Source organism: Cupriavidus sp. 05N39 (assembly GCF_056397325.1).
Map to the genome: position 1 here is coordinate 32,965 of NZ_JBFTNE010000031.1, position 12,499 is coordinate 45,463.

15 protein-coding genes are annotated in these 12,499 nt (G+C 66.6%); 7 read left to right on the forward strand and 8 right to left on the reverse strand.

The genetic code is table 11. The annotated features are described in order from the left end of the window. The 4 genes from AC1DN0_RS16745 to AC1DN0_RS16760 are packed head-to-tail and all read right to left on the reverse strand — an operon-like array spanning nucleotide 1 to nucleotide 3,960. Nucleotides 1-1,125, reverse strand: coding sequence for an NAD(P)/FAD-dependent oxidoreductase (locus AC1DN0_RS16745; RefSeq protein WP_441625236.1), 1,125 nt, complete (start codon nucleotides 1,123-1,125; stop codon nucleotides 1-3). 51 nt (nucleotides 1,126-1,176) lie between these two features. Then, nucleotides 1,177-2,151, reverse strand: a complete 975-nt coding sequence (locus AC1DN0_RS16750; RefSeq protein WP_477145854.1) for a Bug family tripartite tricarboxylate transporter substrate binding protein — start codon at nucleotides 2,149-2,151, stop codon at nucleotides 1,177-1,179. Between the two features lie 51 nt (nucleotides 2,152-2,202). Next, nucleotides 2,203-2,919 carry an RraA family protein gene (locus tag AC1DN0_RS16755; protein WP_441625240.1) on the reverse strand — a complete coding sequence of 239 codons (717 nt, stop codon included), beginning with the start codon at nucleotides 2,917-2,919 and terminating at the stop codon, nucleotides 2,203-2,205. Nucleotides 2,920-2,961: 42 nt separating this feature from the next. Next, nucleotides 2,962-3,960, reverse strand: coding sequence for a hydroxyacid dehydrogenase (locus AC1DN0_RS16760; protein ID WP_441625242.1), 999 nt, complete (start codon nucleotides 3,958-3,960; stop codon nucleotides 2,962-2,964). Between the two features lie 175 nt (nucleotides 3,961-4,135). On the opposite strand from AC1DN0_RS16760, the gene AC1DN0_RS16765 reads away from it, so the two are divergent. The 5 genes from AC1DN0_RS16765 to AC1DN0_RS16785 all read left to right on the forward strand — a co-directional run bounded on the left by AC1DN0_RS16765 (nucleotide 4,136) and on the right by AC1DN0_RS16785 (nucleotide 7,885). Next, nucleotides 4,136-5,038, forward strand: a complete 903-nt coding sequence (locus AC1DN0_RS16765) for a LysR family transcriptional regulator (protein ID WP_441625244.1) — start codon at nucleotides 4,136-4,138, stop codon at nucleotides 5,036-5,038. Nucleotides 5,039-5,064: 26 nt separating this feature from the next. After that, nucleotides 5,065-6,021 carry an AraC family transcriptional regulator gene (locus AC1DN0_RS16770; protein WP_441625246.1) on the forward strand — a complete coding sequence of 319 codons (957 nt, stop codon included), beginning with the start codon at nucleotides 5,065-5,067 and terminating at the stop codon, nucleotides 6,019-6,021. A 95-nt stretch (nucleotides 6,022-6,116) separates the two neighbouring features. After that, nucleotides 6,117-6,461, forward strand: a complete 345-nt coding sequence (locus AC1DN0_RS16775; protein WP_441625248.1) for a VOC family protein — start codon at nucleotides 6,117-6,119, stop codon at nucleotides 6,459-6,461. Nucleotides 6,462-6,719: 258 nt separating this feature from the next. Beyond that, nucleotides 6,720-7,316 carry a hypothetical protein gene (locus AC1DN0_RS16780; RefSeq protein WP_441625250.1) on the forward strand — a complete coding sequence of 199 codons (597 nt, stop codon included), beginning with the start codon at nucleotides 6,720-6,722 and terminating at the stop codon, nucleotides 7,314-7,316. Nucleotides 7,317-7,435: 119 nt separating this feature from the next. Continuing rightward, nucleotides 7,436-7,885 carry an NUDIX hydrolase gene (locus AC1DN0_RS16785; RefSeq protein WP_441625252.1) on the forward strand — a complete coding sequence of 150 codons (450 nt, stop codon included), beginning with the start codon at nucleotides 7,436-7,438 and terminating at the stop codon, nucleotides 7,883-7,885. 54 nt (nucleotides 7,886-7,939) lie between these two features. On the opposite strand, the gene AC1DN0_RS16790 is transcribed toward AC1DN0_RS16785, so the two are convergent. Continuing rightward, the gene (locus tag AC1DN0_RS16790; RefSeq protein ID WP_441625254.1) at nucleotides 7,940-8,710 is read right to left on the reverse strand and encodes an SDR family NAD(P)-dependent oxidoreductase; all 771 of its coding nucleotides are present in this window, start codon (nucleotides 8,708-8,710) and stop codon (nucleotides 7,940-7,942) included. Nucleotides 8,711-9,212: 502 nt separating this feature from the next. Then, nucleotides 9,213-9,404, reverse strand: coding sequence for a hypothetical protein (locus tag AC1DN0_RS16795; protein ID WP_441625256.1), 192 nt, complete (start codon nucleotides 9,402-9,404; stop codon nucleotides 9,213-9,215). A gap of 549 nt (nucleotides 9,405-9,953) precedes the next feature. On the opposite strand from AC1DN0_RS16795, the gene AC1DN0_RS16800 reads away from it, so the two are divergent. Further along, nucleotides 9,954-10,418, forward strand: coding sequence for a GDP-mannose mannosyl hydrolase (locus AC1DN0_RS16800; RefSeq protein ID WP_441625258.1), 465 nt, complete (start codon nucleotides 9,954-9,956; stop codon nucleotides 10,416-10,418). Between the two features lie 36 nt (nucleotides 10,419-10,454). Here AC1DN0_RS16800 and AC1DN0_RS16805 read toward each other — a convergent pair whose 3' ends face one another. Next, a complete protein-coding gene (locus AC1DN0_RS16805) occupies nucleotides 10,455-11,315 on the reverse strand; it encodes a transglutaminase-like domain-containing protein (RefSeq protein WP_441625260.1) in 861 nt (286 codons plus the stop codon). Nucleotides 11,316-11,469: 154 nt separating this feature from the next. On the opposite strand from AC1DN0_RS16805, the gene AC1DN0_RS16810 reads away from it, so the two are divergent. Continuing rightward, nucleotides 11,470-11,670: a hypothetical protein gene (locus AC1DN0_RS16810; protein WP_441625262.1), complete on the forward strand. Its 201-nt coding sequence runs from the start codon at nucleotides 11,470-11,472 to the stop codon at nucleotides 11,668-11,670. A gap of 104 nt (nucleotides 11,671-11,774) precedes the next feature. Here AC1DN0_RS16810 and AC1DN0_RS16815 read toward each other — a convergent pair whose 3' ends face one another. Then, nucleotides 11,775-12,479 carry a response regulator gene (locus tag AC1DN0_RS16815; RefSeq protein ID WP_441625264.1) on the reverse strand — a complete coding sequence of 235 codons (705 nt, stop codon included), beginning with the start codon at nucleotides 12,477-12,479 and terminating at the stop codon, nucleotides 11,775-11,777. Between the last annotated feature and the right edge of the window lie 20 nt (nucleotides 12,480-12,499).

Below are 12,499 nucleotides of genomic sequence, written 5' to 3' on the forward strand. Positions count from 1 at the left end.
TCAGGGCGTCAGCGCGGCCACCCGTTGCCCGACGTAACCACCGATGGCCAGCGATGCGCTCAGCCCCGGCGACTCGATGCCAAACAGGTTGAGCAGGCCCGGAATGCCATGCTCGCGCTCGTCTTGCACGATGAAGTCGGTGGCGCTGTTGTGCATTGACGACCCCGGGCCGGCCAGGCGGGGGCGGATGCCCGTATAGCCGGGTTGCAGGTCGCCATCGCGCAGGCCGGGGTAGTAGCGGCGCACGGCGTGGTAGAACGCGGCTTCGCGCGAGGCGTCGAAGCGGTAGTCCACGCCGTCGCGCCAGTCCAGGTCCGGGCCGAATTTGCACTGCCCGCCCAGGTCCAGCGTTACGTGCGCGCGCAGCGCGCCTGCGCGGCCGGCGGGATAGACCAGGCGCTGGAAGGGCGATGGGCGGCCCAGCGTGAAGTAGTGGCCGATGGCGTGATAGAGCGGCGGGATCTTGTCGGCCGGCATGCCCGCGATGGCCGTTGCCACTCGCTGCGCGCCAAGGCCAGCCGCGTTGATGACGGTGCCGCACAGCAATTCCGTTGGTTCGGCGCCGCCCACCTTCAGAACGATGCCATCCGGGGTTGGCTGTCCTGCCAGCACCGGACTACTCAGTGCCAGCGCAGCGCCATGGCGTTCTGCGTCGCCCAGGTAGGCCAGCATCAGGCCGTGGCTGTCGACGATGCCGGTCGACGGTGACAGCAAGGCCCCCGCGCAAGCCACTTCCGGCTCCAGGGCGCGCGCCTCGGCGGCGCCGATGATGCGCAGGTCGGTGACACCCTGGGCCGCGCCTAGCTCCACGTAGTTGTGCAGTTCGGGAAGGTCGGCTTCCTGTACCGCGACGATCAGCTTGCCAATGCGCTGGTAACCGATCCCGCGCTCGGCGCAGTAGTCGTACAGCGCCGCCTTGCCGGCCACGCAAAGCCTGCCCTTGAGCGAGCCCGGCGCATACGAGATGCCCGCATGAATGACTTCCGAATTGCGCGCGCTGGTGTGGGTGCCGAAGGCGTTCTCCGCCTCCAGGATGACCACTTCGCGGCCGGCGGCGGACAGGGTGCGGGCGATGGCGAGTCCCACCACGCCAGCGCCGATGACGGCGCAGTCAACGCTTTCCATTTTGCAGAAACTCCGGTTGAAGAAGGTTGGGCTTGCTTTCCGTCTGGCGTCTCAGGTCAGCCTGATCTGCGCTTCGCGGATCAGCGCGCCCCATTTGGCGTGCTCGGCACGAATGTGCGCGGCGAACTGCGCCGCGGTCTGCGGCGTCGGCACGCTGCCTTCCTGCGCCAGCTTCTGTTGCACGTCCGGGCGCGCCAGCACCCTGATGGTCGCCGCGCCCAGCCGCTCGGTGACATTGGCGGGCAAGCCGGCGGGGCCGACCAGGCCCAGCCACGTGGTGGCCTCGAAGCCTGCGAATCCTTGTTCGGCCACCGTCGGCACTGCGGGCAGGGAAGGCAGGCGCTTCGCCGAGGTCACAGCCAGCGCGCGGATCTTGCCGGCCGACAACTGCGGCATCACGGAAACGGTGTTGYCAAAGTAAGTGTCCACCTGGCCGCCGAGCAGGTCGGTCATGGCCGGGCCGGCGCCCTTGTACGGCACCTGCAGCACACGCACGCCGGCGCGCCGCGCCAGCATCTCGCCGGCCAGGTGGCCCACGGTGCCGTTGCCGGCCTGGGCGATGCCCATATCGCCGTTGCGCGCCCTGGCCGCCTTGACGAAGTCGGCCAGCGTGCGCAGCGGCGAGTCTTGGCGCACCACCAGCACCACGGGCTGTTCCGCCACGCCGGCGACCGGCGTGAAATCCTTCAGGGGATCGAACGGCATCTTCGGGTACAGCGCGGGGTTGATCGCCAGGTTGGCGGCCTGGCCCATGCCAATGGTGTAGCCGTCCGGCGCCGATCTGGCCACCGCGTCCAGGCCGATATTGCCGCCCGCGCCGGGTTTGTTGTCCACCACCAGCGTCCAGTGGTCGGTCAGGGTCAGCTTCTCGGCGACCAGCCGCGAGGTGGTGTCGGTGCCGCCGCCGGGCGGGAACGGCACCACCAGCCGGATGGGTTTCTGTGGCCACGTGCCTTGCGCACGGGCGATGCCGGCGGTGGCCAGCGCCATGGCGGCGGTGGCCTGGAGGAAATGGCGTCGTTGCATGTTTTGTCTCCTGTTTTTCTTGGCACCCGCGCGGGCGGTGCCGCGCCGGATTCAGACCGGCAGTCCCTTGGCGCGCAGCGCCGCGTCGAACCGTTCGGGGTCCGAGGTGCCGGCGGCGTTGTCGGCGCGAATCCGCGCTTCCTTCTGCAGGTGGGCGCCGGTGCGCTGCAGGATCTCGGCGGCCTCCGCGGCGGGCACGGCGATCACGCCGTCCGCGTCGCCCACGATCAGGTCGCCCGGCAGCACGGCCATGCCCGCGCACGAGACCGGCACGTTGATCTCGCCGGGGCCGTCCTTGCTCGGGCCGCGGTGGGTGTTGCCGCGCGCGAAGATGGGCATGCCGTCTTCCGCCCATTCGAGTACGTCGCGCACCGCGCCATCGATCACCAGCCCGCCGAGCTGTCTGGCCAGGCAAGTGGTGCGCATCAGGCCGCCGACCAGCGCCTGTGTGACGTCGCCTCCGCCGTCGATCACCAGCACATCGCCGGGGCGGACCATCATCAGCGCCTTGTGGATCATCAGGTTGTCGCCGGGGCGCACGCGCACGGTGACGGCCGGCCCGCACAGGACGGTGTCCGGCCGGCTGTGATAGGGGCGCAGGCCGATGGTGCCGATATTGCGGCTCATGGCATCGCCGATCGCCGCCACCGGCATTTCGCGGAAGGCGGCGACGAGATCCGGCGCGGGGCCGGCGGCGCAGGGGTTGATGCGGTAGCCCGCGGGCCATGCCTTGTTGCCGGCTTCGGTGCTGCTTGCTTCGTTGCTCATCCAGGTCTCCTTCGTGTCTTGCTGTCGGTTGGGGGCGCGCTGTCACGCGCTGAGGGCATCCGGGGCGCCGTCCAGCACCTGCGGATTGACGCAGGCGGTGGCCGCGGGCGGCGTGCCCTGCAGGAAGCCGAGCACATTGCGCGCGGCGCCGCTTGCCATCGCGGCCAGGGCGGCCGGCGTGGAGCCGCCCACATGGGGCGTGAGGACGATGTTGTCCAGGCCGCGCAACGGGCTGTCGGCGGGCAGGGGCTCGACCGCCATGGTGTCCAGTCCGGCTGCGTAGAGCTGGCCGCTTTGCAGCGCCTGCACCAGCGCCGGCTCGTCGACCACTTCGCCGCGCGCCGTATTGAGCAGGATGGCGCCGTGCCGCATGCGCGCGAACTGCGGCGCGCCGATCATGTTGCGGGTGTGGCTGTTCAGCGGTACGTGCAGGCTCAGCACGTCGCTGGCTTCGAGGAGCGCATCGAGCGTGCCGACAAGGGCCACGCCCTCCACGGGGCTGGCGTGCCCGGCCAGGGCCGGGTCGAAGGCAAGCACCGGCATGCCGAGCGCCAGGCATACGCCGGCGACCCGTTGCGCGACCTGCCCGAAGCCGACCAGGCCCAGCGTGCGGCCATGCAGCTCGATGCCGTCCTGCGCGCGCGACCACCGGCCGGCCTGGATCTCCCGGTCCATCCACGCCACGCGCCGCGCCGCCGCGAACATCAGGCCGAGCGTGAGTTCGGCCACCGACGGGGCATTGGCACCGGGCGTGACGTAGACGGGAATGCCGCGCGCGGTTGCGGCTTCCACATCGATGTTGCTGACGCCTACGCCGTGCTTGGAGATCACCTTCAGCGTGGGGCATGCCGCGATGGCCGCACCGCTCAGTGCGACGGTGCGGGAGATGACGGCGTCCACCGGTTCGGTGGCGAGGATGCGCGCCACCTCGCCAGCGTCATCCGCATTGGCAAGATAGAGAATCCGCGAACCGGCCGCTTGCAGCAGGCGGGCGCCGGCCGGGGCCAGGCGAGGAGCGGTGACGAAAACGGTATATGGCATGGAGATGGTCAGCTGGCGATTGGACAATCGGCGTGCGGCCGATGCGGTGCTGAATTCTTGTCCTCACGACAGATTCCGTCCAGCTTATAATTTTTGGAATTCGTTAAATATTAGTAATCAATCAAGGCTGCCCCCGGCAGCGCACTCCACAGACCCCACAGACTCCAGGCACTCCATGGACCTCCGCGATCTCAAGTACTTCCTTGCCGTGGCCAGCGCGGGTAACTTCCGGCGCGCGGCAGAACTGGTGCACCGCAGCCAGCCGACGCTCACCAAGGCCATCGACCGGCTGGAGGCGTCGCTCGGCGCCGGGTTGTTCGAGCGCGATGGCAGGGGACAGAAGCTCAGCGCGGCCGGTATCGCGCTGCGGGCGCGCGCAACCTTGCTGCTGCAGGAAGCCGACCTGTTGCGCGACGAGGTAAGCGCGATAGCGCGCGGGGTAGCCGGCACGGTACGGCTGGGCAGCGGCCCGCTTGGGGCGGAATACCTGCTGCCCCGCATCTGCAGCATGCTGCTGCGGCAGGCCGCCGACGTGATGCTGCAGCTCACGATCCGCAACAACTACGAACTACGCGACGAATTGCGCGAGGGGCGTCTGGACGTTGTGCTGGGCTTCGTGCCGGAAGAGGAGGAGGAATTCCGCTGCGAGACGCTGCTCAAGGACACCGTGGTCGTCGCGGCAGCGAAGGGCCATCCGATCCTCAAGACGCGGCGCGCCACGCTGGAGTCGCTCGCGGCTTGCCAATGGGCCCTGCCCAACCGCGCGGTGGCAAGCCGGACCTGGCTGGACCATGCCTTCGAGTCGCGCGACCTGCCCCGGCCCGTGGTGCAGATCGAGACCAATTCGATCCCGCTGATTCCCCGCGTGGTGGCGGACACAGAATTGCTGACCTTCGTCTCGCGGCGCACCTTGCGCGCAAGCGGCGGACAACTGCAAGAGGTGCCCCTGGCGGCGGCCACGCTGGTGCGCAATTTTGGTGTGACGTATCGCAAGGACGTGCCGCTATCGCCGGTGGCGGATCGCCTGATCGGCTTGCTGCATGACCATGGGAGCAGCTTGTTCAACAAGGTGGATTAGAACGGCGGCGCGGGCGCGGGAGGAAAGTGGAACATACTGCGGCTTTCGCCCGGCTGCGCTATCCGGACCATTATTTCCCGCGCATCGCGCATCGCGGCGAGCGATGTCCGATGCGCGGCTGGAATTCCGAGGGAGAGGTTGTGAGCGATCAGCCCTTGTCGTCCTGGCAGTACATGCCGGGCCCGCCCCTTGCGCGCTTGCGCTCCTGGGGCTGCACGCTGTCCGGTTTCAGCGAAGACCTGGGGCGAACCGTGCGGCGCGTGGAAGTGGTCAGTCCGCGCATCAAAGTGGTGATCGGCTTTGGCGCCGGTTACCTGCTTGGCGCGGGAAAGAACCAGCGCCGCCACCAGGCGTTCGTTGTCGGCAACCCAGCCGGGCCCACCACGGTGGAGCACGATGACGCGCAGTCCTGCGTCGAAGTCGAGTTGCCGCCGTGGGCGGCTTACAGCCTGTTTGACGGCGCGTCGGATGTCCTTGCCGGCGGAGTTGTCGATCTCGCGGACATCTGGGGCAGCGAGGCGGGCCTGCTGGCCGAGGCGCTGCATGGGGCGCCCGCATGGGAACGGCGTTTCGAGATCGTCGAGCAGGTCCTGGCGCGGCGCCTGGGGGCGCCCCGCAGGGCCGTGCCCGCGGCGCTTCGCTGGGCATGGGAAGAACTCGAGCGCGAGCAAGGGAGCGTCCCGGTCCGGCAACTGTGCGACAGGATCGGATGGAGCGGACGACACTTCGCGGCATGCTTCAAGTGGCACCTGGGCGTGGGTCCGAAGGCCGCGGCGCGGTGCATTCGTTTTGGCAGCGCCCACGGCCTGATGTCCTCGGCGCCGGGCATGGCGCTTAGCCAGGTTGCCGCGGCATGCGGCTATAGCGACCAGAGTCATTTCACCAGGGAATTCCAGGCGTTTGCCGGATGCTCGCCAGCCGCTTATGCGCAGGCCGGGTTCCCGGATGCGCCGGGGAAGCCCGCATCATTGCTGGATGCATAGATAGTCCATGCGGACGCAGGTCATTTTTATTCAAGACCGCATCCGCCGCCAGGCCAGATACTCCGGATTCAACTTCAGCGATCAAGGAGTGCCATATGACTGGCAGCGTGTCTTATCTTGAGATCGGCGGGCAGGATGCCCGCGTCTCGCAGGACTTTTTTCGCCAATTATTCGATTGGCCCTTCCAGCCCACCGAGCTTGCCGGTGAAGGCTGGTTTCGGGCACCGTCGATCCGCGTCGGCTTGCATGGCAATGATCCGGAGCCACAGGTGCTGGTCTTTTTCCGGGTGACGGACATGCTTGCCGCTGTGTCCAGGGTGAAAGCCCTGGGCGGTCACGCCGATGACGCCGGGCCCGGTGAACCCGGGTTCGGTCTGTTCCGCATGTGCCGCGATCCGCAAGGGGTGAAATTCGGCTTGCACCAGTCCGTGGCCGCGTAGGAGCGCGCGGCTGGCGCACCTGGATTTGCATGCGGCGCAGCTACGGGACCGGAACGTCAGGTGCCGGCTGCCGTTTGCCGCCCGCTCGCGCTTGCGCGGCGCTGAACCACGGCCCCGGCCGACGCCTCGTTCTGGAAAAATGGCGGCAGCGTTCGATATCCCGGCTGCCGGGTTGTTCATTCTTTTGGCTGAGGGGCGTGCATACATCGACCTCCTATAATCCCCTGGCGCAATCGCCGCGGAAATGATAGACGAAGTATGTGGTTCAACCATCAGACGTTCTACACAGCCTATGAGCAGGCGTTCGCGCCGCTCTCCGCGCCGAAGCTGTCGGGCCTGGACAGGCTCCTCGGTTTCGTGCAGCTCGATCCGGACGTCGTGGACGTTCGCTGGGTCGCCTACATGCTGGCAACCGTGAAGCACGAGTGCGCGGATAGCTGGCAGCCCATCACGGAGTTCGGAAAGGACTCGTATTTTCTCCAGTACGAGCGTCCGCCGAAGGCCGGACCACTTGGAAATACGCAGGCCGGCGACGGATTGCGGTTCAAGGGCCGCGGTTACGTGCAAATCACCGGGCGCGGGAACTACGGAAAGCTGAGCAAGCGTCTGGGACTGGGCACCTCGCTTGTCGATGACCCGGAGCGGGTCCTGGATCCTCTGACTGCCTATCGGATCATGTCCATCGGGATGCGCGAAGGTGTATTCACCGGGAAAACGCTATCCGCCTACCTCACGGGTGACAAGACGGACTACGTGAATGCGCGGCGGATCATCAACAGGCTCGATCAGGCCGACAAGATCGCTGGCCATGCGGAGCGCTTGCAGGATTGCCTGGAGGGAGCGCTTCAGAGTTGACACGAGTTAAGGCCGGCAAGGCTTGGCAGGTATCGGCAGGAAGCGGGCGTGCCGTCTGGATGGGGGCGGATTGGCAAAATCGCATAGAATCCGCCGGAACCTGTTACCGGATGCCTGCAATGCGCCATCGTCCTGCCGCAAGACTTCTCGTCCTCAGCCCGGCGCGAAGACTGCTGCTGTTTCGTTTCACCCACCGGCAGGGGGCGCTGGCTGGCCAGGACTATTGGGCTACGCCCGGAGGAGGCCTGGAAGCCGGCGAGACTTTCGAAGCGGCGGCGATTCGCGAACTGCGCGAAGAGACGGGGATCCGGGTCGACGCGGTCGATGCGCCGGTGAGCACGCGTGAGGTCTCGCTGCAATTGCCTGACGGAGAACATGTCCTGGCGGTCGAGCGGTATTTTGTCGTGGCGGCAAATGGCGAGGCGCTGTCGCGTGACGACTGGACCGACAATGAAAGGAGCGTGATCGCGGACCACAAGTGGTGGTCGCAGGCGGAGTTGGCCTCGACCACCGAGACCGTATGGCCGGAAGGGCTGGTTGGCATCCTGAAGGCCGCGGGAAGGTTCTAGCCGCCATGCGTATCGGGGGTGCGGCAGCGGCGTCCCCCGATACCTCTTCTTCCCTCAGAACAAGGTATAGCCACCATCGATGACCAGCGTATCGCCCGTGTGATAGCGGGATGCCGCGCTCATCAGATAGATGGCGATCCCGCCGAAGTCGGCCGGCTCCCCCCAGCGGCGCATCGGCACGCGCTTGCCTACCATTTCCTGGAACGCCGGATCCGCCTGCCCCCTGGCGGTCATGTCGGTGGCGATCCAGCCCGGCAGGATGGAATGCGCGCGGATGCCGTGGCGCGCGTACTCCACGGCCAGCGCACGCATCATCGATATCAACCCGCCCTTGGTGGCGGCATAGTGCTGGTTGCGCGCGGCCCCTTCGATGGCCGCCACCGACGCGGTGCCAACCAGCACGCCGCCGTCGCCTTGTTCCAGCATGTGCCGCGCGGCGGCGCGCAGTGTAAAGAAGGCCCCGTCGAGGTTGACCCGCAGCACGCGATGCCAGTCTTCCGTGCCGAGCGTCTCGAAGCGGGCGCCGCGCGCGCCGATTCCCGCGTTGGCAAAGCAGCCGTCTACGCGGCCCAGGGTCGCGACCGTTTCGGCGAAGGCGGCTTGCACCGCGGCCTCGTCGCCCACATCGCAAACTGCCGTGTGCACCCTGCGGCCGTGCGCGGCCAGGCGCGCGGCCGCGTCGGCATTTTTCCGGGCGTTGGTGCCCCAGATCGAGATATCGGCACCGGCCGCCGCCATGGCATCGGCCATGCCGAGTCCGATTCCACTATTGCCGCCCGTGACGAGGGCAACCTTTCCGGTCAGGTCAAAAGCTGTGTAGGTCACGACGCTTCCTTAGCCAGGATCAGGGTTCCTCCCTGCGGCGATCCGGCAGGGAACCTGCAGCAGTGTCGCGAGCGCGGTGCGCCCGTGCGTCGTCCAAAGAGACGAATCTGCGCGCCGGGCGCCTTTCCACGGCTTTACCGACATCGAGGGCTGCCGGCCTGACGCCTGGCGCAATAAAAAAAGCCATTCCGAAGAATGGCCTTTTACACCCCGCGACATCCACACCTCGTAGATCCTGCCCCGTTGGCTCTCTGGCCTGTGTAGGCATGCTGGATCACGCTGCGAAGATCGGCAAACAAGTCGTTCCAGGCGGCAATACCGCTCATGGTCCAGTTGTCAGATCTATTAACTTATGCACTGCGACTTGTCACGCGACGGATCATACGTATTCTTGTTGATACAACGTATAGAGAATAGCCCCCATTTTTCCTCTCTGTTCTCGGGTTCGTCCTCGTTCGCTTGTGCCTTGCCCCCTCCGGGGCAGCGCGGCAGATGCATGGCGTTAGCCAAAGATGCGCGTGTCGGCCGCTGCGTCGTCCCGCTTTGGCAGGCGCTCGCGGAGTAGCCGTTCCAGGTCGCAGATGCGGTGATCGACGCGGGTCTGTTTCCGGGCACGCCGGATCGCGAGTGCTGTACAGAGCACGGCGGCAAAGGTGCAGCATAGCGCGGCGAGCTGTGGCAGATTGTCTTGCATAGGGATACTCGGACTTCTGTGGGCGCCATGGCGCTGTCGGGCGCGGGCAGCGCCAACATGCGGCGTGGCGCAGCCCGCCGCTCAGGGAATAACGGCAGCGGCACGCAAATTTTTAGTTCGGTGGCGGCGCATCTCCGGGTCTGTTTTGCCTATGATTTTTCCATAAGCGTTGCGCAGGCCATGCATCCGGAGCGGCCACAAAGCCGTGCGCACGCGGGTCTGGCGTTGCTTCGTGGCAACGAGCCCGCGCCCGCCGGCTTGCGCCGCCGCCCCCGATAGCCAGCTTGCCGGCCGTGCGGGCAAGGCCATTGCCATCCTCAGTGACATCGCCGCAGCAATGCCTGGTGCGCTAGCCCACGTTCTATTCGCACGGCCGCGGGTAGGCTCCATACGTCGCGGGCAGGTCTGACCCACCTGTTCGCGCTTTGCGCCTCGCCTATCCCCCGGTGGGCGAGGCGTCTTTCTGCACCGGCAGCGTCGCGCCGACAGCTTTCGGGCTTGTTCCGCGGCGGAACAGCATGTTGCCTGTCGATTTCGGAGCCGATCCCAATGCTCGTCGGAAAGGATTTTTTCTTCGTGGTGCGCCATGCACCGCTGGTCTCGATCGACCTGCTCGTCACCGATGCGCACGGCCGTGTGCTGCTTGGCCGGCGCCGTAACCGGCCGGCGCAAGGTGTGTGGTTCGTGCCGGGCGGGCGCATCCGCAAGGACGAAGGCCTGGACGCCGCCTTCCGCCGCATCGTGGCGGACGAACTGGGCGTCGCCGGGGCCAGGCGTGGCGATGCAGTCCCGCGCGGCGTGTTCGAACATCACTATGCGGACAACTTTGCCGGCGAACCCGGCGTTACCACGCACTATGTGGTGCTTGCCTATGCCTGGACCCTGCCGGGTGGCGAGCCGGACGGGAAGCCGCCAGGGCAGCCCGATCAGCACAGCGCGTACTGCTGGATGGCGCCGGCCGAGCTGCTTGCCCGCGACGATGTGCACGAATATACCAAGGCCTATTTCCGCTGACAGGCCCGGCAAGCGGCGTGGCCGGGGAGAACCGTCCTACCAGGTACAGATGCCCCAGTCCGTGAAAAGCGGCATCTCCAGTCCGAGCGCCGCATCGGTCACCGCATGGACCTGCACGAAGGGCCGCTCGGATTCCACCTTGCCGAAAATCGCCGCGAAAGGAATCTCTCCCGCGTCCCGGCCCGTGCCGATGCGCAGCAGGCCGGTGGGAATGGACGTGCCGGAGGGATCGGCCAGGTACCATCTTCCCGACAGGAAGACTTCGACAAAGGCATGGAAATCCGGCGGCCCGAGAGCGGGATCGGCGCCGTAGTCCAGGCTGCTGGAAATGCGCGCGGGAATGCTCAGGGCCCGGCAGATCGCAATCATCAGGTGCGCAAAGTCCCGGCACACACCGGTGCGTTCGACAATCGTATCCACGGCCGAGGTGCGCTCGTTGGTGGACTTTGACAGGAAACGCACGTGGTTGCGCACCCATTCCCGGATCGCGACGATACGGGTGTATCCCCACGGAATGGCGCCGAACTCCCGCAGGGCAAATTCCATCAGCCGGTCGGATTCGCAGTATCGGCTCGGCGCCAGGTAAGGCAGCACCTCGAACGGCAGTAGCGCGACCGGGACCTCCGACAAGGTCGATGGCTCGTCGAGGCGATGGTCGATATCGACCACGGCTTCATAGTGAATGGCCAGATGTCCCTTCGGCGCGCGCAGCCGGATCAGCCGGTTGCATAGCATCGGGTCGTTGTAGTGATCCATGCGCAGCACGGGCGGTAGCGTCAGGCGCTCGGAAACGACCGTCTGGCGGGCGGTACGGGCGGCTTCGATGTTGAAGAGGAAGTCCGCCTCGGCATCCAGGACTTCGTAGGACAGGTCGACCGAGTATCGAAGACGGTTCATTTGATGTCCCTCCTTTTTTTCCGCGCTTTCCGCGCGGCACAACCGGCGCTTGGCTTGAAGAATAGTTTGTGACAAGTTCAACGGATCGCCACTTCCTGCCGTTAAGCGGTGTATCGTGCCCGACCATGGTCACCGGCACTCAGGGGAAAGTCCAGTGAATCCGTTGAAAGCGCTTTGGTGGTGTCCGCTGTCCTTGCTGAGCACCATCACGGTGCCGTCTCCCGAGCCGGGGTTCGAGATGCATGCGGCGGCGGCCGCGTCGGCGGAGCCGAAGGACCGGTTGGACCGGAACCGCGGTGCCGACGGTGCCGACGGTGCCGACGGTGGCGCGGCGCTTCGCGTCCCGGCGAACTAGCCCGGGCGTCGCGTTCGCCACCGGGCAGGGCTTCGAGGCGTTCGCGCGCGTTTGGAGGCGGGGTATCGGCGGGGCAGGGCGCTCGCCTGCATCATTGCGCGCCGTTATTCCCGGGTTGTGGCGTTCAGGCGGCGCGCGTGGTGCTGCCCGAGCAGGCCGATGGAAGCGGCGTAGTTATAGAGTTCCAGGTCGCCACGTAGCCCGAGCCGGCGCATGGCCGACATTTTTTGCGTACTGATGGTCTTGATGCTGCGCCCGAGGCTGACCGCGATCTGGCTGACGGACATGCCGGACAGGTAAAGCCGGATCACCTCGACCTCGCGCGGGCTGAGCGGCCCGAACCGGGCTCGCAGGTCAGCGGGCGGGCCGATGCTGTCCAGCAGCCGCTGTATCGCCGGCGACAGGTAGCGCACGCCGGCGAGCAGGTGTGCCAGCGCCTTCGGGATATGGGATGCGTCGTCGAGCTTGCTGACCACGGACAAGTGGTCGAAGCCGACCAGCTCGCTGATCTGCTCGGGGTTGTGCAGCATGGTGAATACCAGGATCGCCAGTTCCGGGTAGCGGCGGCGCACGAACTCGATCATGTGCAGGCCATCGCCATGGGCGCCGCCTGGCATCGCATAGTCGGTCAGCAGGATCTCGCAGGGCTGCCGGCTGAGCAACGCGAGGATCTCGGTGGAGTTCCGGGCAATGCCGGCGATTTCGACGCTTTCAAACTGCGCGAGCAAGCCGCGCAGGCCCACCAGCATGACGGGATGATCGTCGGCGATGACGATGCGGGATTTGGAGAGCGAGACGTCGGCCAGCATGGGCTCATATCCATGAGTAC